18 protein-coding genes and 2 pseudogenes are annotated in these 21,365 nt (G+C 67.5%); 8 read left to right on the top strand and 12 right to left on the bottom strand.

Features of this window, described 5'->3' with window-relative positions; genetic code table 11:
• The first annotated feature begins 78 nt into the window (after positions 1-78).
• Genes ACFWAY_RS30390 through ACFWAY_RS30380 form a run of 3 tightly spaced genes read left to right on the top strand, consistent with a single transcriptional unit; the run spans position 79 to position 3,859 of the window.
• Positions 79-660, top strand: a complete 582-nt coding sequence (locus ACFWAY_RS30390; protein ID WP_378513180.1) for a hypothetical protein — start codon at positions 79-81, stop codon at positions 658-660.
• A complete protein-coding gene (locus tag ACFWAY_RS30385) occupies positions 657-3,275 on the top strand; it encodes a tyrosine-type recombinase/integrase (protein ID WP_378513179.1) in 2,619 nt (872 codons plus the stop codon). The genes ACFWAY_RS30390 and ACFWAY_RS30385 overlap by 4 nt, the downstream gene beginning before the upstream one ends.
• Positions 3,272-3,859 carry a DUF6262 family protein gene (locus tag ACFWAY_RS30380; protein WP_378513178.1) on the top strand — a complete coding sequence of 196 codons (588 nt, stop codon included), beginning with the start codon at positions 3,272-3,274 and terminating at the stop codon, positions 3,857-3,859. The genes ACFWAY_RS30385 and ACFWAY_RS30380 overlap by 4 nt, the downstream gene beginning before the upstream one ends.
• Before the next feature lie 155 nt (positions 3,860-4,014).
• Here the strand turns inward: ACFWAY_RS30380 and ACFWAY_RS30375 are convergent, their stop codons facing one another.
• From ACFWAY_RS30375 to ACFWAY_RS30335, 9 genes and pseudogenes are all read right to left on the bottom strand, one after another.
• A complete protein-coding gene (locus tag ACFWAY_RS30375) occupies positions 4,015-4,158 on the bottom strand; it encodes a hypothetical protein (protein ID WP_378513177.1) in 144 nt (47 codons plus the stop codon).
• 137 nt (positions 4,159-4,295) lie between these two features.
• Positions 4,296-4,472 (bottom strand): hypothetical protein, encoded by a 177-nt coding sequence (locus ACFWAY_RS30370; RefSeq protein ID WP_378513176.1) that lies wholly within the window; start codon positions 4,470-4,472, stop codon positions 4,296-4,298.
• A gap of 323 nt (positions 4,473-4,795) precedes the next feature.
• Entirely contained in the window at positions 4,796-5,596 is an 801-nt protein-coding gene (locus ACFWAY_RS30365; RefSeq protein ID WP_378513175.1) for an N-formylglutamate amidohydrolase, read from the bottom strand.
• Positions 5,597-5,738: 142 nt separating this feature from the next.
• A complete protein-coding gene (locus ACFWAY_RS30360; RefSeq protein WP_378513174.1) occupies positions 5,739-6,449 on the bottom strand; it encodes a hypothetical protein in 711 nt (236 codons plus the stop codon).
• Between the two features lie 24 nt (positions 6,450-6,473).
• The gene (locus ACFWAY_RS30355) at positions 6,474-7,703 is read right to left on the bottom strand and encodes an insoluble domain protein (protein WP_378513173.1); all 1,230 of its coding nucleotides are present in this window, start codon (positions 7,701-7,703) and stop codon (positions 6,474-6,476) included.
• Between the two features lie 114 nt (positions 7,704-7,817).
• A complete protein-coding gene (locus ACFWAY_RS30350; protein ID WP_378513172.1) occupies positions 7,818-9,197 on the bottom strand; it encodes a ParA family protein in 1,380 nt (459 codons plus the stop codon).
• 2 nt (positions 9,198-9,199) lie between these two features.
• Complete coding sequence (locus ACFWAY_RS30345; RefSeq protein ID WP_378513171.1) at positions 9,200-9,547, bottom strand: hypothetical protein; 348 nt, start codon at positions 9,545-9,547, stop codon at positions 9,200-9,202.
• Positions 9,548-9,628: 81 nt separating this feature from the next.
• Positions 9,629-10,426, bottom strand: a pseudogene (locus tag ACFWAY_RS30340) (FtsK/SpoIIIE domain-containing protein); the annotation flags it as partial.
• A 32-nt stretch (positions 10,427-10,458) separates the two neighbouring features.
• The gene (locus ACFWAY_RS30335) at positions 10,459-12,606 is read right to left on the bottom strand and encodes a type IV secretory system conjugative DNA transfer family protein (RefSeq protein ID WP_378513170.1); all 2,148 of its coding nucleotides are present in this window, start codon (positions 12,604-12,606) and stop codon (positions 10,459-10,461) included.
• Between the two features lie 1,178 nt (positions 12,607-13,784).
• Between ACFWAY_RS30335 and ACFWAY_RS30330 the strand changes: the two genes are divergently transcribed.
• From ACFWAY_RS30330 to ACFWAY_RS30310, 5 genes and pseudogenes are all read left to right on the top strand, one after another.
• Entirely contained in the window at positions 13,785-14,096 is a 312-nt protein-coding gene (locus tag ACFWAY_RS30330; RefSeq protein WP_378513169.1) for a hypothetical protein, read from the top strand.
• A gap of 44 nt (positions 14,097-14,140) precedes the next feature.
• Positions 14,141-14,539 (top strand): hypothetical protein, encoded by a 399-nt coding sequence (locus tag ACFWAY_RS30325; protein WP_378513168.1) that lies wholly within the window; start codon positions 14,141-14,143, stop codon positions 14,537-14,539.
• Positions 14,536-16,178, top strand: a pseudogene (locus ACFWAY_RS30320) (hypothetical protein); the annotation flags it as partial. The gene ACFWAY_RS30325 and the pseudogene ACFWAY_RS30320, both read left to right, overlap by 4 nt.
• Before the next feature lie 385 nt (positions 16,179-16,563).
• Positions 16,564-16,995 (top strand): hypothetical protein, encoded by a 432-nt coding sequence (locus ACFWAY_RS30315; protein ID WP_378513167.1) that lies wholly within the window; start codon positions 16,564-16,566, stop codon positions 16,993-16,995.
• Between the two features lie 252 nt (positions 16,996-17,247).
• Entirely contained in the window at positions 17,248-18,285 is a 1,038-nt protein-coding gene (locus ACFWAY_RS30310) for an alpha/beta hydrolase (RefSeq protein WP_378513166.1), read from the top strand.
• Between the two features lie 299 nt (positions 18,286-18,584).
• Here the strand turns inward: ACFWAY_RS30310 and fabG are convergent, their stop codons facing one another.
• The 3 genes from fabG to ACFWAY_RS30295 all read right to left on the bottom strand — a co-directional run bounded on the left by fabG (position 18,585) and on the right by ACFWAY_RS30295 (position 21,162).
• The gene (fabG, locus tag ACFWAY_RS30305) at positions 18,585-19,283 is read right to left on the bottom strand and encodes a 3-oxoacyl-ACP reductase FabG (RefSeq protein ID WP_378513165.1); all 699 of its coding nucleotides are present in this window, start codon (positions 19,281-19,283) and stop codon (positions 18,585-18,587) included.
• Positions 19,284-19,582: 299 nt separating this feature from the next.
• Complete coding sequence (locus tag ACFWAY_RS30300) at positions 19,583-20,311, bottom strand: SDR family oxidoreductase (protein WP_378513164.1); 729 nt, start codon at positions 20,309-20,311, stop codon at positions 19,583-19,585.
• 80 nt (positions 20,312-20,391) lie between these two features.
• Positions 20,392-21,162, bottom strand: coding sequence for a nitroreductase (locus ACFWAY_RS30295; protein WP_378513163.1), 771 nt, complete (start codon positions 21,160-21,162; stop codon positions 20,392-20,394).
• Between the last annotated feature and the right edge of the window lie 203 nt (positions 21,163-21,365).

Here is a 21,365-nt window from a genome sequence, read left to right as displayed (position 1 = left end):
CACGAGCACCACACCCCCGGAGAAACGCCGCACCACCCGCAAGATCACCCAGAACGAGCGACATCATGCAACAGGTCCATGACCCCCGGAGAAGGACTGCGGATCGGGGAACTGTGTGGGCTGCATCTGGTCGATCTGCACCTTCGCGAGGATGCGGCCTGTGGCCAGTGCCGTTCCCCGCACCTGCATGTCTGTCATCGTCCCGACAACCCGAACCGGGCGGAGGCCAAGACCAAGCATCCGTGGCGGGTCGAGGACGACGCGGTGACCGGCGGGTTGGTCAAGCGGGTCAGCCCGGCCATGATCCACACCTACTTTGACTACATGACTACCGAATATCACTGTGCGCGAACCGATCACGGGATGCTTCTGGTCCAGCTGCACGGTGTCGGGGCGGGGTTGCCGTGGGCACCGGTTGGCGCCCGCCGAATGTTGGCGCGGGCCGGAGACCGCGCGGGACTGGGGAAGGTGCGGCCGCACCAATTCAGGCACTCCTTCACCAGTGCGGTGCTCGACGCATCGGACGGTAACCTGTTGATCGCCCGCGATGCGGGTGGTTGGGCGTCAGCGGCAATGGTCGACGAGGTCTACGGGCACGTCGATGTTCACGACCGGGCCTTCGACGCGGCGTTGCGGCAGGTGTGGGAGCAGCGCCGATGAGCGCCAAAGGTTCCGGTAATACCCGTGCCGGCTTGACGCACCTGTCTCCGGATCGGCCCGGCCGGGCCGGACGCGACCGGCTCGAGATTCTCACCGCACTGATCGACGGCCCTTCATTCGATCCGACATTTAGGCCGGACGTGATCGAGATCCCGCCACAGCATCCGATCTACCGGTGGGAGTGCGTGGTCGACCGGTGCGAGCGGCCTCGCACCGGCGGCTCGGATCTGTGCTCCGAGCACCTGCGCGGGTGGGCACGTGATCGCGAGCGCGGCGTCGGCAAGGCCGCATTCCTTGTCGCGGCCGAGCCGCTGCAGCGGCACGTGCGGGCCGAGGAGCTGGTTTGCCGGATTTGCCCCCAGCGACCGGCAGCGCACTCCGAGTTACAGCTGTGTCGACGCCACATCTTCCGGTGGGGCCACCACCAGAAGACCACCGGGCCCGGCGCGGATTTCACCGCATGGCTCACCGCACAGCCGCCGTTACCCGGTCACGGCACCTGCCTGGTGGCGGTCTGCGTCGACCTCGCCGACTCGCCGCTGGGGCTGTGCCCGTGGCACGGCAGAAAGTATCAACGTGACGGCCAACCCGGCGGAGCCGTGTTACCGCCGTGGTCGTGGCACCGCTACGAACAGTTCGGCCGGCCGATCCCGATCGATTACACCGACGAGGCGACCTTTCGTCGCTGGTGCGCCGCGACAGCCGCGACACCGTGGCCGGGGAAGGTAAATCTGCATGGGCTGCGGCCCCTGGTGCGCGCGGAGATCAAATGGGGTCTGTTCATCCATACCCAGCGCGCCCGTCCGACCCGTTGGGACCTCCGCTGTCTCCGCTCACTGGCGGTCACGTGCCGCGCCCGGGACGTGGACTCGCTGATCGATCTCGAACTCGGCACCGGCAGCGCAGAGGCCTTCACCGGCGCGATCGTCAAGCAGATCCTGCACGAATTGCGGCTGATCTACTTCACCCCCGCCCAGGCCAAGGAGGCCGGGTACCTCGAGACCGACTACTTCGGCGTCCGGTTCGATGGGCGGGCCAGCCATGTCGACCTGACCGGCATCGCACAGCGCTGGCTGCGGGACCTGGTCTGGGACTACTTCGCGGACATGCTGCAATCGCCCCGCTGCCCGCGGTCCGGCACTGTTCTCGACGGAATGCGACGGGCAGCACTGGAACTGGGCACCTTCCTCGAACTCGACGCCCCCGAAAGCGGGCACGACCCACGACTGCTCGACGGCGAGCACATGCGGCGGTTCGTCGCCGACCAGCGCCGACGAGAACGCGACGGGTTGCCATCGCTGGCGATGAAACGCACCGGCCGTACAGCGAGCACCGTCACCACCACCACCCGGTCGGTGGTGTTCAACTCCCTGCGCAAACTGCTGCGGACCGCGCTCGACAACGGTGCCGCCGACCGGATCGGTCTTGCGCGGGAGTTCATCGTCGTCGTTCCCACGGCCGGGGCCGCCACCGGCCGCACCGCACGACGACCGTTTCCCGACGAAGTCGCCCGCGCCCTCGCCGACGAGCAGAACCTGCAGCGTCTCGCCGCGGTCCACGATCCGCTGGACAAAGGGTTGCGTGACATCTGGGAAACGACCGTCACCACCGGTCGCCGCATCGGAGAAGTCCTGCAAGTCCGGTGGGATTGCCTGGGCCGCTACGGCGGACTGCCGATGTTCTGGCACGACCAGACCAAAGTCGGCAACTACGATGCCGCAATCCGCATCCCCGAAAGCCTGCACGACATCCTCGCCGAACGACAACGCAAGACCCTCGACCGGTTCACCGACCATCACGGACGCCGACCCACCGATGCCGAACGCGCCGGGCTGGCGTTGTTCCCGACGGCCACACGCAACCCCGACGGCACCATTTCGTTGACCTACCAATGGTTCCACAGCAACTTCAGCGCCTGGGTCGATTCCCTCGAACTCGGCCGATGGGTGCCTCACCAAGCTCGCCACACCCTGGCCACCAACCTGCTGCGCGCCGGAGCGAGCCTGACCCACATCCGCGCCTACCTCGGCCAGGTCAGCGATCGGATGGCCGAACACTATGTGCACCTGTCACATTCGGACCTCGAGGAGGTGCTAGCCCATGTCTGGGTCGCCGGGCCCGGTGCGATCAGCCCCGGCGAATTCCTCGCCGGAGACGCCACACCCATGACCCGTGAACAGGCCCAGGCTTTGGCGATCGACCTGTCGCGGAGCAGCACCCCCGCCGAGGGCGGGTTCTGCACCTTCCAGCCCGTCGTCGACGGCGGCACCTGCCCCTGGAACTTGAACTGCCACAGCTGCGACAAGTTCGTCCTGTCAGGGGCGGACCTCCTTTATTGGCGGCGCAAACGCGAGCAATGGCGACAGCTGGCCGAGGGCGCACCCGACGACGTCACCGCCGACTACCTGCACCAGCACTTCGAACCCACCGCCCGCGCCATCGACGGACTCGAGAAAGCACTGGCCGGGCTCGGCCTGCTCGACCAGGCACTCGCCTTGGACCTGCGCAAGCCGCAAGACTACTTCCACCGAGTCTGGTCGATCGCCTTCCGCGCCGCCGACCTCACCGAAGCCCCGCACACCGAGAACAACCAGCGCGACGGAGAAACCGAATGAGCACCCGAACCCCGACTCAACCACGCACCGCCGCAGCGCTGGCCTCCCGCCGCCGCGACGCCCAAGCCGCCGTGGACCGAGTCCACGACGCCATCGCTCGGCTCCACCGCGAACGAACCCCGGTCAGCACGGCCGCTGTCGCCCGCCACGCACGGGTTTCTCGAACGTTCCTCTACACCAACCCCGCGGCCAGATCCGCGATCGATGCAGCGAAAGCCGCAGCAGGCGAACAAGATCACCAGCATCGTGCCGACTTCGACACCCGGCAGGAGTCGACCTGGCGCGAGCGGGCCCTCAACGCCGAACACGGGCTCAAGACCGCCAACGCAGAAATCCTCGCGCAGCGCACCCACATCGGCGAACTCCTCGGCCGCATCCGCGACCTGGAAGCCGAATGGACCGAGGAATCCATCCAGCGCGTCACCACCGAGAACACCACGCTCAAACAACGCGTTCGCCAGCTCACCGGCGACAACCGCGCCCTCGACGAACGATTGACAGCCACACGTTCCAACCTGCGGTTCCAGAATCAGCGAATCGCCGACCTCGAGGCGCAACTGGCCGACGCATGGACCCGCCAATGATCACCACCCCAACACGGTCTGTTCCGCTCACCTGCCCCACCGCCGAACTCCCCAACCCAGGTCCATGTTGGCGGGGCGAAATCGGCATTCGATCGGCAAACCCGGTCCGACACGCCGCGCCGACCAACACCAAACCGCCATCGCAAACATGTACGCTACGCATCAGCGCAGCTCAAAGGCATATTCGGGCGCCTGCGGTCGGTAAAGTCGGTGACCAGCATCCGCATTTCGGCGTATTCATTCTCGTCATAGACGTAGACCGAGGATGCATAGCGGTTGTTTCTGGTCAGTTCCAGCATTTGGGCGCGGTACAGATCCGCATCCGACGGCGGTAGCTCGTACAGCGTCGGGCTCGATAGCCCACGCGCAGCGAAGGCGGCTCGCTCGGAGTCAGGCCGGCTGTATGCGGCGAGCGGGTCGACTCGGCGGCCACCAATCAGAAGCCGAGTGCTTCGGCTTCCTCGATCTTCTCGTCCGTCCAGACCTGCTCGATCGCCTTGCGCTGCTCCGGCGGCAGTTCGGGCGTCCACCGGTACTTCCGCCAGAACGCCTCCCTGCGCTCCTGCGTCATCTGCTCGTGATTCATGGTGGTCAGCTCCTTCGGTTCGAACATCTTCCCCAGTGTTTCGGGCGCGGCTCAGTGCTTCGATTTGGTTCGCACGCAGTCTGTCACCTGCAGCCAAGCGGCGCTCGAGGTCGCTTCGTGCGGGCCCGGCTTCGCTCATGATCGCCGCCCGCAGGTCTTGTTGGCCACCGGGTGTGGCGTCATAGAGAGCTTGGATTTCGGCGTGGTTGGATTCGGCCTTGATGAGCCGTTGCTGGAGGTGGACGGCGTTCGGTTGGGCGCCGAGGTCACGGCGGGCTTCTGTCAGCCGCGCAGCGGCGCGGGTGAGACGGTTGCGCATGTGCGGGGTGCAGCGTGGTCCGGGCTTGGGTTTACACATCGGCGCCGACCTCGGTTGCGGTGTCGATGAGTCCGGCAAGGTACGTGCCGAGCTGTGCGACCGAGAGTTTGCCGGGGCAACCGTCATCGGGCAGGTAGGTGTCGCGGCGCAGCTCGATCATCACGGCGGATACGCATTCGTCGCGGCCGTAGCGGTCGAGTGGCACGTAACACCCTGTGTAGGGGGTGTTCTCAGCGATCTCCCCAAGTGGCAGGAAGACCCGGCGGGTTGCGCTCGTCAACCAGTCCGGTGTGTGGACGGGATCCGTGCCGATGCACAGGGCCGGTCGCACCGCAGTCTGGTTCTCGAATCCAGACGGGCGTTCGGGGTAGGAGTGCACGTCGATGATCACTGCTCGTCCGCATGCGACGATGCGGTCGGTGACGAGCTCGGCGACAGCGCGGGCGTACGGACGGAAGTACTCGTCGAGAATTGCCTCAGTATCGGCGAATGGTTCGCCCCTGAGCCGCCTTCCGTCGCATGCGCGGGTGTAGACGGCACCACGACCAAAGACTGTGGCCGGTTCAGAGGCATCGGGAAACCGTTCGGGGTCGACGACCAGTCGGGACAAGGCGTTCTTCACGATCCACGGATGGGTGCGGGCGTGGTCGGCGCCGAGTGTGGCGATCAGGTCGGTGTCGATATCGGTGGCCTCGTCCAGTTCGGCGTCGAGTGCCGCGTCGTCGAGCAGCAGCTGTGCGCGGACGTGCGGGGGAATCGTGCGTGAGGCGTGCGGTACGTGCAGGATCACCGGCGATGACGGGTGACCTGGCAGAATCGAGAAGCTATTCATGCGTTCCTTTCGTGAGATCGGCTGGCGGCCAACCTTGGCGGTAGATCTGAACCGTGGTCGGTAGTCGAGCGCTCCGCCCGGACTACGTCCCCGTTCGGTCGGGTTCGTTGGCGGCAGCGAGCACGCCCGCCGGGCCAGTTACTCAGGTGAAGACATCGACGTACCAGCGCCCGTCGACCTTTTGGGTGGTCACGGTCTGGGTGCCGCGTTTGACCGGCTGGGCGGGCTGCATCACGGACAGATCGACGAGGTAGACCCCGTCGGACAGTTCGACGGTGCGCAGGCAATAGTTGGTGCCGATCGGGACCGCGTCGATGACCTTCTGTAGCTCCGGTCCAGGGAGCACCGATGAGCTCGGTGTTGCGAGCGCTCGGGCGGTTTCACCGTTGCGCAGGCTGTAGTACGCAAAATTGAACGCTGCGATCACACCCGCGCCGCTCTTCTGGTCACCGCGGTCGGCCCGGCACTCCCCGTCCGACGCGGATGTCTGTTCGGCCTGTTCGGGTTCGGGCAGGCCCCGGATGGGCAGCCCGTGCTCGTCGGCCGCTGCGGTGGCACTGGGTGTGGCCGCGGTAGACGCGGTTTCACTGTCTCCGCTGCGCAGGTGGCTGACGGCTACTCCGGCGGCCACGGCGACGGCGACCGCTGCGACGGCGGCCATCGTCTTCTTTCCCGGCCCGCGGCCGCCGCGTAGGGACGGTAGAGGCGACCGCGGTGGGGGCGGTGGTGTGGCCGGGCCGCCGGGCGCCGCGGTGCGGGCGCCCGGCGGGTTGCCGACGGTGGGTGAGCCGTCGAGGAGGTCCATCACGGCGGGATGCCGCGACGGCTTTCGGCTCAGGGTCGGCTTCTTCATGGTGTGCACCCGCCTTCTCCGGTGTCAGTTGGCGGTCGGAATGCCGCCGCCGATGGCGTTCGAGAGCAGGTTTCCGGCCAGGCCGGCGGTGGCGTCGGTGAAGAACGTGTTCAGGGCGCCATCGACCTGGTCGATGATCTGCTCGCCGCCGGGCTGGGCAGCGACGAAGTCGCGGGCCTGCTGGTCGATCGCGGGCGCAGCCTGGGCTGTGTCATGGACGGCGGCGGCGGCCGCTTGCCCTACCGGGCCGGAGTTCTCCCAGTCGGTGAGCACAGTCTCGGTCTGTGCGGTCACGGCCGGCTGATCGATGTCCGGGACCTTGATCTCCCGGGGTTCGCCCTCGTCGCCGGCAGCGATCGGGGTCACCGCCGCGACCGCGACCGCACCGCCGACGACCGCTCCGAGCGCTGCCGCGGGAAGCCCGAATGTCGCGGCCCCGGCCGCAGCACCGGCGCCGGTCGCGATGGCCCCGACCGGTGCCCAGCCGATGCCGGGGATGAACGCGTTGCCCGCGGTAGCACCTACGAGTCCTGCGACGGTGCCGACAGCGGCCCCGCCGGCGATGGCGGCAGGCACACCGGCGGCAGCAGCACCGGTGACCACTCCCAGCGCGCCGGCACCGACCTGTGCGGCGGCGATCCGGTCGGCCCGGTTCGTTTCCACACCGATCGACCGCCAACCGGTCGAGACCCCTGCCTGGACAACCGACATCGTGTTGTTGGTGCGGTCCCGGTCGCCGTCGCTTATCCAGTTCGGCTGCTTGATGTGTAGCTCGCCCAGCCGAAGGGTGTCGCGCGGGGCGATGAACGGGGCGGTCGGTTCCACCGGGGTTGGCAGGTGCAGCTGGTCGAACTGCACCGGCTCGATCGAGTAGTTCTCCGGCTCGACATACACGCCTGTGTCGTAGTCGTAGTTCGGGAGCGGCTGGTACTCGATGTTCTGGTACTCGGCGGGCGGGGTGGCCCAGTACACCGGTTCCGCCGGGGTCTCGGGCACGTATGCGGGCTCGGGTGTTGGTGTGGGGGTGGTGGTTCCGCTGGGGGTGTCGCCGCCTGTGACACCTTCCTGGTTGCTGCCGCCGGTGACGCCGCCCTGGATCGGGTCGGCGAACGCGGACGGGGACAGGGCAATGCCGGAGGCCAGGGCAGCGGTGATCACTGCCAGCGCGGTGGCGGCCTGGGTGGCGCTGCGGCGGCGGTGCCGGCCTCGGGCGCAGCGGGCAGCCCGGTTATCGGTGTTGATGTCGTTGCTCATCGAGCATCGCCTTTCATCTGGGTTCGCCCCTCGTGGGAGGGGCCGGATCTGCATGGAATGGGAAGGATCGGAGGTAGGACGGTCACGCCCGACCTGGCTGGCCGGCCCAGCGCATCAGCCCACGGCGCACGCCATCAGGTCGACAACGGTGGCCGCGAGCACGGTCAACGCGTCCTGCGTCTCCCGCCGCAACTGGCCGAGCGCAATGCGCTCGCCGGAGGCGAACAACGGCTCGAACGGCATCCGGCACACCCGCAGCGCGGGGAGCGCGTTGACAACCTCGATCTCGACCATCGGAACGTCCCCGGGCCCGGCGGTGATGACCACGACGGTGCGGGTGAGAACGTCGGGGCAGACTGCTGCGATCGTGGCGAGGGTGCGCTGGGCGGCCGCGGCGGCGTCGCGGCGCAGCGGAACCGGGAGTATCACCGCGTGCGCGGCCGTGATCGCCCAGCGCCAACTCCCGGCATGGCTGGAATTTCCGGTGTCAGCGACCAGGACGTCGCGGTGCCGGCCGAGGATCGCCCCGAGCGCTGCGGCGTCGTCGTAGCTCAGGGGCGAGTCGGCCCCGGCCTGCCCGGCGATGATGTCGGAGCCGGACGGCTGACGCGTCAGGTAGCGGGCAAGCGTGGACGGCCGGACGTCGGTGGCCGCCGGGTCGATCGCGGCCAGCAGGCCGACCACGTCCCGGCCCGCGGCTGGAGGAACGGCCACGCGATCAGCGAAGCTGCCGCCGACTTCGCCGAGGTCCATGCACGTGACGGTGGCGGGGCCTCGGTGCTCGGCCAGCTTCTCGGCCAGGCTGATTGACATCGGGGTCTTGCCGACGCCGCCCTTGAGGTTGGCGAAGGTGATCACTGCGTTCTCGGGGAGCGGGCGGGCGATTGTTGTCTGCGAATCGCGCAGTCGCATCTCGAGCGAGTCTGTCTTCGGTGCGAGCTCGAGTCCGAGCATGGCGTTGAGTCGGCCACGCACACCGAGCCGAGCAGGGTCGCTCGCCGCGGGGTTCGCACGCGGCGCGGTCAGCTGCGGGAGCACGTCCAGCGGGCCCGCGATTGGGCCTGTGATCGGCTCTGCCGGCCGCTGCCCCACTGGGGAAGGTGTGGAGGCATCGGAGAGTGGCGGGGCCGCCTCGTAGGCGATCTGTTCGGCCGCCACGACCACCGGCCCGCCCGGCGGCGTGGAGACAGGCTCCGCCGCCACCGGTTCGGGCGCGGTCTGCGTGACGGTCGGCAGGGGCATACTCGGGGCGCGTTCCTCGGCGTTCCCGTCCGGGCCGACGGTCAGGAACCGAGTGTCCTTTCCCATCCGGTAGACGACCTCGACGTCAGCGCCCTGGGTCTGCGCCATGTTGTGCAGGAACTCGTGCACAACAGTGGAGAGGGTTTTGCTCTCGTTCGACTCCAGATTCATCGGAGGCACGTCGGCGTCCGCCAGGGTGGCGCGGGCAGTGGTCGCGGAGGTGATCTCGACATCAACGGTCGGCGGCGTCATCGTCAGCTGACTCCGAAGGCACTGGCCCCGGACAGCGCCTTGTCCATGTCGTCGACGACGGCCTCGGCCGTTTCCAGCTCGGCGAGGGCCTTGTCACGGGCGCTTCCCTCGGGCAGCGCTTCGATGACGACGCGACGCTTGGACGAGGCATCCCGGATCTCTGCGAGCCGCTCGCGGGTCAGCTCCTGCTCCTCGCTGAGCTTGGCCAGCCACGCGGGGACCGAACTCTTGAAGTACTCGCGCAGCGATTTGATGACAGGGTCGTTCGCACCCTTGGCAACGAACGGTCCGCGCAGCGCGGCCACGTCCTCGATTGTCGGGGTGATCGACTGGGAGATTCGGCGGCTCATGGGTGTTCCCTTTCGGTGGTGGTGGTGGTGGTGGTGGTGGTGGTGGTGTTGATGGAGCTGAGGTCAGTCGTCTCGGGAGGCGTTGTCGAGGAAATTCGGGAGTTCCCGCGAGTACCAGGTCATCGGCGTAAAGGTTGGTTCTGCGGGGGCCTGCTCAGGGGTTCGGATCTGCACAGCAGTGGGCCGACCGTCGTCGCCGAGCGCGATGCCGCGTCCCTTGACGGAGGTGTCGACCTCACGGCCCACGGTCGAGTCACCCCACATCATCAGCGCACCGTCCTGCGACAGGTTGCCGAGACTGATGCGGGTACCGAAGTTGTCGCGCGCGTTACCGGACGCACCACCGAACAGGCTCGCGTCGGGGCGCTGCACACCAAGAAGCAGCCGGATACCAGCCGAACGCGCAAGAACAGCGAGGCCGGCCCACGCGCCGAGAGGGTCGAGTTCTTTGAACTGCGCCAGGGTCTGGTCGTCGCAGGTCTTGGCCAGGCGCCGCCACTTGCCGGAGAGGATGAAGAACTCGTCGACCGCGACTATGAGCGGCTGAAGGTCTGTCGGTTGTGCCCGGTTCTCCTGAACCCATTCCACCCGCGCGTGCATCTCGCGGTGCAGTGCTCGGATGAACTCTGCGGCACGCAGTGCATCGCCGATGATCGTGACGCGGTTCGGTTCGGTTTCGAGGCCCTCGAATTCGATCGTCTTCGGGTCGATGCCGACGAAGGGAATGCCGCGGCGGGCGGCCTCGGTCAGCAGGGTACGGATCACCGACGTCTTGCCGCCCCCGGTCGGGTCGACGATCAGGCAGTGCGGCCCGGCTGCGTGGGAGAAGATGTTCCAGGACAGGGTTTCACCACTAGCGGCCGTCGCGTAGGGCAGATGCACGTCGGTCCTTTCAGGCGAGTTCGCGGCGGTCATGCACGCGCTCCTACGAGGTCGGGTTCGGGGAGGACGACGACGCCGGTGGCGTCGAAGGTGATGCGGGTCTTCACACGTCCGGTGCCAACGGTGAGGACGGTCTCAACGACGTCGCCCTTGGCGCCGCGGCGGACGTCGACCGAGTCGACGGTGACGGGGACGAGTTCGCCGTTGTCGTCGTCGACGAGGACGGTCTGGCCGGCCTCGACTGCGGAGGCCGGAATGACGTCCGAGAAGTCGTCATCGCCGGTGGGCGCGGCGTTAACAGTCGGCGACTCGGCGGACGTGTCGCCATCGTTGGTGGCGGCCGCGCCGATGACGATCGGCTCGGGAGCACTGCCGTGCCTGCGTGCCCGCGTGGCGAGGGCGCGCTCGGATTCGATGAACGAGGCCAGCTCCTGCGAGTAGCAGGTGAACTGCGGGGCCTCGGTGGGCATGAGGCCGTCGATGATCGCCGTCTCACTCTCGGCGAGCTGGTTCCACTTGTTGGGGTGTCGGTCGACGTTGGGGGTCCACCACATCTGCGCGTCGACCGGGTGGCCGTCGTCCCCGAGCGCGATGCCGCGGCCCTTGACGGAGGTGTCAACCTCCCGGCCCACGGTCGAATCGCCCCACATCATCAGCGCACCGTCCTGCGAGAGGTTGCCGAGGCTGATGCGGGTCCCGAAGTTGTCGCGCGCGTTACCGGACGCACCGCCGAACAAACTGGCGTCGGGGCGCTGCACCCCGAGCAACAGCCGGATGCCGGCCGAACGGGCGAGAACGGCGAGGTCGGCCCACGCACCGAGAGGGTCGAGTTCTTTGAGCTGTGCGCGGGTCTCGTCGTCGCCGGTCTTGGCCAGGCGCTGCCACTTGCCGGAGAGAATGAAGAACTCGTCGAGCACCGCGATCATCAGCGGCAGCTGCGAGCCCTCGATCTTCATCTGGTGGATGTAGGCGTTGCGGGCCATCATCTCGGTGTGCAGCGCGCGCACGAACATCGCTGCACGCAGCGCGTCGTAGATGATCGCGCCGCAGCCGGGGTAGCCCTCCAGGCCGTCGAGTTCGATCATCTTCGGATCGACGCCGACGAACGGAACTCCGCGGCGTGCGGCCTCGGTCAGCAGGGTGCGGATCACCGACGTCTTGCCGCCACCGGTCGGGCCGACGATCAGGCAGTGCGGCTTGTTGGAGCTGGTGGAGACGTCCCAGTACATGATGCGGTCCGCGGCACCGGTCGCATACGGCAGGTGCCGCAGGTTCTCGTCGACCAATTCGAGCGGGTGGTCGACACGATCGGGCATCGCGGTGACCAGACGCATCACCAGGTAGCCCCGTTCCGGGTACCAGTCGGTGGTCCAGTTCCGCCCTGACTCGTGCTGCCCCGCCAGGGAGGCAAGGGCCTCGTCGACCTTGACCTGGAAGCCCTTGGCGCCGGCGTTCATCGACTTCTCGAACGCGATCCGGTAGCCGGTCTCGATGCCGGCCTCGTCGACAGTCTCTACGGTGACCTTCGGGCCGGTGAAGATCGACGTGTCGTCGAGCGCGGACTGGAGTGTCCGCTGACGGGCGGATCGGGTATCCGGGGTGATCGACTCGCGGGTGATGACGATGCGGTCGCGGTGCGCCACGTGCCGCACCTTGGTCTCGCTCTGTGCCGTGGCGGGGAAGGCGGCCTCGACCGCGCGGGAGAGCTCCTCGAACTGTTTGGGCCGAATGACGGTGCCGCGGTGCAGTGTGATCCTCGCGCGGCGGATCACACGCCACCCGGACGGGAACGAGACGGCGACCTTCTTCGGCAGGTGTCCGGTGGCCTGTCGGACCACCGATTCGAGCATCTGCGACCACCTGTGCGTGCGGTGGCGCAGGACGTCGACGATGACGAGCAGAGCAGCGGCGGCGACGAGCAGCACCCGGTAGCCGTGCAGTGTCGTCAAAACCTCGACGACCGTCTCGGTGTCGGCGGCCGCCGACAACAGAAGCGGGGAGTACACAGCAACGCCCGCGGCGGCAACGGCGATCGGCGAGAGCGGGGTGAACCGGCGGATGCGGGTCGGGTGGCCGTCCGCGCCGACCTGGTTGCCGCGACCGTCGGCGGAATCGCCGAAGATGTCGCGCCACGTCGCGACCAACCAGTCCTTGAGTGGGTCGTGATTTCCGCTCACCGCCTGTGCCTTTCGATCGTTTTGAGCCTGAACGCCGTCCGGGGAGGCGTCGTTGAGCACAGTGACAGGAACCCGCGATTTTCCTCAACGGGGTGTCCCCCCTCGTGTGGCCGACCCGGGGGTGCGGCGAACACCGCTCTCGCGCCGATCTCCAGGCCGGATTGCCGAACCGTCAACGTGTTCACCTCGCACCCTGGCGGGTGCCGTGTTCACCGCCTGCGTGAGGTGGTTGCATCGGCCCGTCGACCACTCTGGCGGGGCGCTCTGTCGATCACTGTGCGGCACGCTCGTTCGAGCGATCTTCCGGGGCGTTCATCGAGTGCTCTACGGGGCAGTGTGAGGCGCGGTTTTCAGCGCGCGAGCGAGTGCTTTTCGAGCGCTTCGCCACGCGCCTCTATGGGCGGGTGTTCCCGCTCGATCGAGCGGTGTTGTGAGCGCTGCGGAACGCGTCGACACGCGTGGCGGTGAGTGCTCGCCGACGGTGCTGCTTCGAGCACTGCGTATAGCGTTCTACGTGGGCGTTCCGAATCATGTTGGCGCTGAGCGTAATTCTGGATTACACTCCCCCCAAGGAACGCCGGGGGGAGTGGCCCCGGAGGGGGGTGGCGTGGGAGGCGCTTTGTCGAGCGGTCGAATCCACCGCCGAGATCCATCGCCGAATCCGGCGCCGTTTTCACCGCGCATCTGAGCGCTTTCTCCACGCACCGGCTCACTGGGTGATTGATCCGCTTGCTGCGGACCTGCCGCGACTGCCCGTCTGGGCGCAGCCTCCGACGCCACGTGCGCACACCGCCCGACCTGGCGCTTGTAGAGCCCGTGTGCGTACCCATAGCCTCTACGCTCCGTGGCGCCAATACGCGAGCCTCTCACCCCTGCGCCCCATAGGGTCCTGATCACCGCAGCCGACACACGGGCCGCCCCCATCGGGCGAATCACCGCGGGGAATCCCCTCACCCGCCTGGTTACCGGCTGACCATCGAGGTCGTGCGGGCCGCGCCGCGCCGCCGCTGCGCGCCCGTCGCGGGAAAGACATTCCCGATGCCGCACAGCCCGTTGGCCTGCACCGATGACCCGATCCCGGCGCGGACACCCCATTGAGATGAAAACCGAAATCGACTTACGGTCGTGCGCATCCACATTCAGATGCACCTACCGAATCTCAGCGATGGAGTGTGCTCATGTCCCTTTCGTCCACGGTCGTCGACCTTGCGACCACCCCACCCGGAAGCGTCGACGTACTCGCCCAGGACACCGAAGTCTCCACCGACAGCCTGCGCGCGTGGATCGGCGACAACATCATCTTCACGATCCTCGCCCTGATCGCGTGCGTGGTCCTCGTCGGTGGCCTGCGCGGCAACCTGTCGAAGGTCTTCACCGTAGCCGGCCTGTCGCTCGTCGGTGTCGCGTTCTTTTCCCTCGCGAGCAGTGAGAGCGCCGCGACCGGCATCGGTAACTGGATTCTCGGCCTGTTCGGCATCCGAGTGGTCTGACCTGCCGTGCCCGATCACCAACCGATGATCGAAGGGAGCTGACTGTGATCGACAACGACGATCTGCTGCACCGGGTGGATCAGCACTACCTCGGCCCGACCGGGTTCACCCTGCCGGTCCGGATTCGGTACGCGGCGCTCGGGCTCGGTGCCGCGTTCATGGTCACCGTCTTCGTCGTCGCCCGCGGCGTCGTGCACGTGCCGCTGGGTTTCAAGTCCCTCGTCGTGATGGTCGTCATCACCGTCGTGCTCACCGCGCGGGTGACGAAGTTCGTCAACGCCGATCGCCCGGTCCGGTCGGTGATCCGGGCCGCGTGGAACGACCTGAACGCACCGCGCCCACCGAAGCCCGGCCAGACCGTCGTGCTCCGCATTCCCGCCATTTCCTGCGCTGCCGGCAGCGCGCATGCCCTCACGCCGATCGAAGGTGAGTCCTCCCGATGACTGTGCAGCCCGACAACGAGATCGCCGCACTGTTCGATCCGAACTTCGACGAGCCCGAGCCGGCCATCGTTGCGCCCGGTGCGTTGCCGCCGTCGTGGGCGGCGGCGATGGCGGCGAACCGAGCGGCCGCCGCACCGGCCCCGGTCCAGGAATTGGCTTGGTCACAGGCGCCGAACAGCAGCATCGCAGCCCCCGCACCGGTCGTGGTCCCCTCCCCCGCACCTGACGCGGTGCCAGAACCCACCGCGAAAGGCACGCGGCGCGGAAAGAAGCGCCGCCGCCGCGCCGACCCGGAGGCGGAGTTCACCCGGCAGGCCGCGGCGGCGAAAAAGCGCGCGGACCGCGAACGCAAGGCGGTGCGTCTCGCGCTGGTCGGGGTCGAGGGCAACGTCACCCGCACGCGCCGGCAGTCGACGGCGTGGTTCGTGCAGCCGCCGGGACCGTGGAACATGCGTCCGGTCGGCAAGCAGCGCCGCTACATCCAGAACGAGGGCCTGGTCGTGGCGAACCTCGCCGAGTCCGGTGTGACGGGGCTGCACCGGCGGCTGGTGCGCACGCCGTGGCCGGTGCGGCAGTGGGCGCAGGCGCATGACGGGTGGGCCGATCCGATCCCGGACGTGCCGGGTGCGTTGTCGTGGGCGGATTATCTGCGCGGGCAACAGCACGCGATGCTGTGGGGCAATCCGACCCAGAAGGGCCGCTACTGGGGCGTGGAGCTGCCGCGGCGCTCGGTGCTGGCTCAGGGGCTCGACACGGTCGGGCAGTGGCTGGTTCCTGTCGTCGACTGGCCACTGCTGGGCACGTTCGCTCAGCTGTGGCGCACGTGGGCGCGCGATGCGTTCCTCGGCGAGCAGAAGGCGATCGCCGACCATCTCGCCACGATCGAGCGGCACCTGTCCGGACAGGGGGTGAACGCCAAACCCGCGACCCCCGCGCAGATGGACTACCTGATGCTGCGCTCGGCGACACTGGGACTGCCGCTCGATGCGGACGGTGTGATCTGCGGCGGCGGCGACTGGGAAGAATCCGACGTCGCCGCGCTCGAAGACCTCACCACCCTCGAACTGACCCCCGGCGACGGCTACACCACGGTGCGCGGGCAGGTCGGCGGCCGGGACTACACCGGCTACGCGATCGTCCTGACGGTCGGGCGGATGGCGCCGCTGCCGATCCCGGAGAAGATGCTGCCGTGGCAGGTGCTCGGCGATCCGTCCGGCGAACCCCTCGAATGGTCCGAGCGCATCTCGCTCAAGACCAAGGGGCAGACGCTGCGCAGCCTGCGCCGGTTGACGTCGAAGATCGAGGCCCAGTTCGACCACTACACCGTCGAACACGACCAGTCCCGCCGCAGGAACTGGCCGAACAGCACGCACTCGCCCAACGGGTGATCTCCGACATCGAGGAGGACCACTCGGGCCTGTCGGTACGCACCGAGGGCTGGTACCGCGTCCTCGTCGTCGGCTCGTCGCCGGCGGAGGCCAAGGAGAAGGTCTCGCTGCTGCAGGAGATGTACGCGCCGCGGATTCGCCTGGAACCCGAGCATGGCCAGTACCAGTTGCTGCGCGAGTTCATCCCGGGTGAGCCGCTGGCGAACATCGCGCACTGCCGGCGGATGAACGTCGAGGCACTGTCGGCTGGCGCATGCGTGGAGCGAGCTGTTCGGCACGCCGGTGTCGGCGGGCACCGTCGGCGCGCGAGCGCCCGCGCCGACGAAGACCTCGACGGGTCCCGCGCCGCGGTGGCCGGGAAGATCGCCGCCGCCGAGGACGCTCACTTCGACGAGACCGGCGCCACCGTGCACTCGTCCGGCATCCCCGAGCGAGATTTCTCGGTGCAGCTGAGCGGATGATGGAGACCGCCCACGTCCTGAGTCCCGCGGGGTTGCAGTTCAGCGAGGGACGCAAGTGGTCGTTGACATTTCTAGCACTTTCGAGTAATGGACTACCTTGTGGCGCTCAGTGGCCGGACGTAGGGTTGATAGGTCATTATTCGTACCTTGGGTCGGGAAATCTTGGGGTTTAATCATGAAACGGTATGTTTTGCGCGCCGCCGTGTGCGTCGGCGCTGCAGTCCCATTGCTGCTCTTCGCCCCCGGAACGGCTTCCGCCGTGGCCACAGCTCACAGCGTGGGCGGCGCGGGAAGTGTTGCAGTCACCGTTGCGGGCGCCACACCGAACGAAGCGTGCCAATTACTCTTGACGGGTCATTCGCAGGGCGCGGTCAGCAGCTCGACAGAACTCAACCTCGTAAAGGGTGATGGAAGTATCTCGGACAGGGTCACAGGCGTTGCTGCCGGTAACTACACCGCCACCGTCCACTGCGAAGTCGAGGGAAATATTTCGAGCGAAAGCATCACTGTCTCCGGCGGCGGCGGTGGCGGAGTGAGCCCCACGGATTCCGACCCGATCACCCCGGAGCAGTTGTTCCAGTTGCTAATGGACTTCGTCGGTCCGTGATTGTGATTCTGGCTCGCTGAGAGCCTTCCGACGTCCGCGAAGACGGGAGTCCGGCTCAGTTCGGTGACCTCCGCAGCCGCTCGATGACTCCGGCCAAACCCTGCGCGCCGTGGCCGGCGGCCAGGCTGCGTTCCATCAGTGGCGATCCTCTGTCACGATGCGCCGAGACGGCGATGTGTTGTCCGCTACCGTTTCTCCGTAAGCAACATCGGCCCTCGATGCCGTGAGGTGAGTCTGCAGATGAGCCGGTCCATGTTGCGAGTCATCACGATCGCCGTTGCTGCACTGATGTTCGTGCTCCCGTCGGCGGGCGGGGGGATCGCCGCTGCGGACCCGGTCACCGACTCCGGTGCGTGGCTCGCCGGCGCGCGGTCGCCGAACGGGTCGTACGTGGACACCGTCGAGGTGCACGATGATCGGCATCTGACGATCTACGTGTACTCGGCATCGATGATGCAAACGTTCCCGGTGCAGGTGCAGCGGCCGGCCGACACCGACCAGCCGCGCCCGGTGCTGTATCTGCTCAACGGCGCGGGGGGCGGCGTGGACGGTGCGCAATGGGGCCTCGGTACCGACGTCCTCGAATTCCTCGCGCCCGAGAACATCAACGTCGTGTCACCGATCGGCGGCGCCTTCAGCTACTACACCGACTGGAAACAAGCCGATCCGGTGCTCGGGCTCAACAAGTGGAAGACCTTCCTCACCGAGGAGCTGCCCCCCATCATCGACGCCGGGCTGGGCACCAACGGTGACAACGCCATCGCCGGCCTCTCGTCGTCGGCGACCGCGGTGCTCGCGTTGGCGGAGTCCGCGCCGGGCCTCTACAAGAGCGTGGCCTCCTACAGTGGTTGCGCCCAGACCAGCGACCCGCTCGGCCGCCGATTCGTCAAGGTCACCGTCGAGACCTGGGGTGGGGGCGACATCCTCAACATGTACGGTCCGCCCGACGACCCGATGTGGGTGGAGAACGACCCCTATGTGCACGCCGAGAAGCTGCGCGGGCTCAGCCTGTACATCTCGACCGGCACCGGACTGCCCGGACAATACGACACCCCGAACAACCCGATGACAGTTCCGGGGCCCTATGGCCTCTCCAACCAGATCGTCGTCGGCGGCGTCATCGAGGCCGCGATGAACTACTGCACGCACAACCTGCAGAACCGGTTGAACGAGCTGGGTATCCCGGCGACCTTCCACCTCCGCAACACGGGCACCCACTCGTGGGGCTACTGGCAGGACGACCTCAAGGACTCGTGGCCCGTGATGGCCGGGCCGCTGCGCGGCCTGTGACTCGAGACCGGAGCCTTCGACAAGCAAAAGGGGCATCAGTTCCGAGCCAGGTTGACCCCCTTGGCCATTCGCAGGGATCAGGCCGCCGTATGCGCACCGGTGTCGCGCTCTCCGCATGGACTGTCGTCGTCGTACCGCCGATCAGGGTGCGGAACCTGCGGCGCCCTCGCCTCGCTCGGGCGAGCTCGCGTTGCTCTACGGCGCTGACGCGCAGCCCTGCCGCGACGAACGCGTGCCCGCAATCACCTCCGGTGCCCCTCTCTTGGGGACGTTCCGTCTGTACAGTTCAGAGGAGAAATTCAGTGCCCCATCCCGATGCCGCCGTCCACGTTGATGACCGTGCCGGTGATGTAGGCCGCTCCCGGGCTCAGCAGGAATGCCGCGGTGGCGGCAACCTCCTCCGGCTTGCCGAACCGTCCCAGCGGAATGTGCGAGAGGGCGGTCTCGACGACCGTGTCGCTGACGGCTGCGGCCATGTCGGTTTCGGTGAAGCCGGGGGCAATCACGTTGGCCGTGATGCCGCGTGAGCCGAGTTCGCGGGCCAGCGACCGGGTGATACCGACGACGCCGGCCTTGGCTGCGGTGTAGTTCACCTGGCCGGGCATCCCCGAAAGGCCGCTGGCCGAGCCGATGACCACGATGCGGCCGACGCGGTGTTTGAGCATGTTGCGGGTCGCGCGTCTGGTGACCCGGAAGACGCCGGTCAGGTTGGTGTCGACCACTCGGGTGAATTGTTCGCTGCTAATGCGCATGATGAGGGTGTCGTCGGTGATGCCGGCGTTGGCGACGACGCCTTCGACGGGGCCGTCTGCGGTTTCGACGTGGGTGAAGACGCGGTCGACCGAGTCGTCTTCGGTCACATCGCATTCGACGCCGCGGACACCGTCCGGTACGGCGGAGCCACGGTGCGTGCCCCATACGATGTGGCCCTCGGTGACGAGGTGGCCGGCGATCGCGGCGCCGATTCCTCGGTTGGCTCCGGTGACGAGGACGCGCAAGGGTGTACCTCCAGTAGGTGTGGATCGTTCAGGGGATTCGTGGCGGGTCGCTCAAACCCTGCCGGCGCAGCATTGTCCTCGATCGGCACGATGATCGCCGCGCCCCGCACTCGCCGATATATTGCGCAACCGGCACCAAAAACCGAACAGCACACTTGATTACCCAAGTTCATTGCACAGCAACATGCAGTGGCCGCAGAGGAACCCCCGGCCGTCCCCCGAGTTTGCCATCACCGTGTCGGGTCAGGCCTCGGCTCGCGGCAGTCTCGGTCTGCACGTCCGGGGAGGGCGCCGGCGCCTCAGGAGAGCCAGTCGGCGTAGTGGGTGGGGGCGAGGTGAGCGTGCGTGTCGGTCAGGACGTCACCCGTGATGACGGCGAACATGCCGGCGGTGGGGTCGGTCACGACGGTGCGGTTGTCGCCCTTGTGGGACAGGGTGATTTGGCCCAGTTCGTCCAGGGAGAAGACCTCGGGGCCGGCGATGTTGCGAATGCCGCTGAGCGGGGTGCCGGCGGCGACCTCCGCCACCGCGCTGGCCACGTCCTGGGCGGCGATCGGCTGGATCGGGGTGGCGGGCAACCGGACGGTGTCGCCGTCGGCGGTCCAGGACAGGACGGCGTCGACGAACTCCATGAACTGGGTCGCCCGGACGATCGAGTACGGGATCGGCCCGGCCGCGAGGATGTCTTCCTGGAGCACCTTGGCCCGGTAGTAGTCCAGCTCCGGCACCTGGTCCGCGCCGACGATCGAGAGGATGACGAAGTGGCCGGCCCCGCCCCTCTGGGCCGCGGCCAGGAGGTTGTCCATCGAGGCCTGGAAGAAGGCCGGGGAGGCGTCGTCGAAGGTCGGGGAATTGGTCAGGTTGACGACGACGTCGGCCCCGGCCACCGCCTGGTCCAGTCCCTGGCCGCTGATGACGTCGACTCCGGTGGACTGCGAGTGCGGTACCGCCTGGTGCCCGGCGGCGTTCAGATTCTTCACGACCTGCGACCCGATCAGCCCGGTACCGCCGATGACTGCGCACTTCATGAGATGCCCTACTTTCGTTGTCGTGGCTTCGAACTGGTTCTTCGTAAGATCAGCGTGCCCCAGGGGTTTGTGGACGGCTGTCATGCCCGCGCCGTGCGAGGGCCGGACGGGCTTGGCCGCCCGGTGTCCTGCGACGACTCTCCCGCCGATCGACCAGGAGCGGGCGATTGTTGGTGGTCATCGACGAACGTGACCGTCTCGTCGAGTGGCGCCCGACCCGTACGGGCATACCCCACCGCGGTGTCCTCGAACCCGATCGACATGCCGCAGAAGAGGATGAGCCCGTCCGGGGGTGACAGGACCTCCGCGACGGTCCGGCGAAACACCGACCAGGCCATCTGGGCGCAACTGTGCAGGCCTTCGGCGCGCAGCAGCAGCATGACCGTCTGCAGATACATGCCGACGTCGGCCCATTGAGCCGGACCCATGTCGCGGTCGATGTAGCAGAACAGGGCGGCGGGCGCGCCGAAACAGTCCCAGTTCGCGGCAGCGGCCCTCTGGCGCGCCTCCCAGTCCTCGCGCGTAATACCCAGTGCGCCGTAGCGCTGCTCACCGAATGCGGATCGGCGCTCGTGGTACGGGGACTTCAGCACGGGCGGGTACATCTCGTACTCCCGCTCGTCCCAGGGCTCACCCGCCGCCACACGCTCACCGGCGCGCTTCTTGAGCTCGGCCAGCGGCCCACCGGTCAGCCCACCGGTCAGCACATAGGCGTGCCACGGCTGGATGTTCGATCCGGACGGTGACCACGCCGCGGCCGACAGCACACGCTGCAGCACCTCCCGCGGAACCTGCCGGTCGGTGAATCCGCGCACCGCCCGCCGACTCGTGACCGCTTGATAGGTGTCCACGATCGTCTACCTCCTCGCTATTCAACGCCCCGGTCTAGTCACGAACGTGACGGTATCATTCGATACTACTTGGGCACATCTCAGCCCGACATATCGTGAGAGGAGACTCACGCCGGCACCGCCGGCGCCGAGGTTCGCCCGCGGTGCGTCCAGGAGACGTCGTCTGCAAAGGCGGTCAGCCGTAACGACGCCCCCGGCCCCTG

It is taken from the genome of Rhodococcus sp. NPDC059968, from assembly GCF_042738615.1.
In the GTDB taxonomy this organism is placed as follows: Bacteria; Actinomycetota; Actinomycetes; order Mycobacteriales; family Mycobacteriaceae; genus Rhodococcus_F.
The sequence above is the reverse complement of the archived record's forward strand: the minus strand, read 5'-3'. Positions and strand labels throughout refer to the sequence as shown.

Coding starts and splice junctions, on each gene's coding strand:
- ACFWAY_RS30345 (WP_378513171.1), bottom strand. CDS start 9,547: ATGAGCCGCCGAATCTCCCAGTCGATCACCCCGACAATCGAGGACGTG.
- ACFWAY_RS30370 (WP_378513176.1), bottom strand. CDS start 4,472: ATGTTCGAACCGAAGGAGCTGACCACCATGAATCACGAGCAGATGACG.
- ACFWAY_RS30360 (WP_378513174.1), bottom strand. CDS start 6,449: ATGAAGAAGCCGACCCTGAGCCGAAAGCCGTCGCGGCATCCCGCCGTG.
- ACFWAY_RS30380 (WP_378513178.1), top strand. CDS start 3,272: ATGAGCACCCGAACCCCGACTCAACCACGCACCGCCGCAGCGCTGGCC.
- ACFWAY_RS30350 (WP_378513172.1), bottom strand. CDS start 9,197: ATGACGCCGCCGACCGTTGATGTCGAGATCACCTCCGCGACCACTGCC.
- ACFWAY_RS30300 (WP_378513164.1), bottom strand. CDS start 20,311: ATGAAGTGCGCAGTCATCGGCGGTACCGGGCTGATCGGGTCGCAGGTC.
- ACFWAY_RS30330 (WP_378513169.1), top strand. CDS start 13,785: ATGTCCCTTTCGTCCACGGTCGTCGACCTTGCGACCACCCCACCCGGA.
- ACFWAY_RS30390 (WP_378513180.1), top strand. CDS start 79: ATGACCCCCGGAGAAGGACTGCGGATCGGGGAACTGTGTGGGCTGCAT.
- ACFWAY_RS30310 (WP_378513166.1), top strand. CDS start 17,248: ATGTTGCGAGTCATCACGATCGCCGTTGCTGCACTGATGTTCGTGCTC.
- ACFWAY_RS30355 (WP_378513173.1), bottom strand. CDS start 7,703: ATGAGCAACGACATCAACACCGATAACCGGGCTGCCCGCTGCGCCCGA.
- ACFWAY_RS30375 (WP_378513177.1), bottom strand. CDS start 4,158: ATGCTGGAACTGACCAGAAACAACCGCTATGCATCCTCGGTCTACGTC.
- ACFWAY_RS30315 (WP_378513167.1), top strand. CDS start 16,564: ATGAAACGGTATGTTTTGCGCGCCGCCGTGTGCGTCGGCGCTGCAGTC.
- ACFWAY_RS30385 (WP_378513179.1), top strand. CDS start 657: ATGAGCGCCAAAGGTTCCGGTAATACCCGTGCCGGCTTGACGCACCTG.
- ACFWAY_RS30365 (WP_378513175.1), bottom strand. CDS start 5,596: ATGAATAGCTTCTCGATTCTGCCAGGTCACCCGTCATCGCCGGTGATC.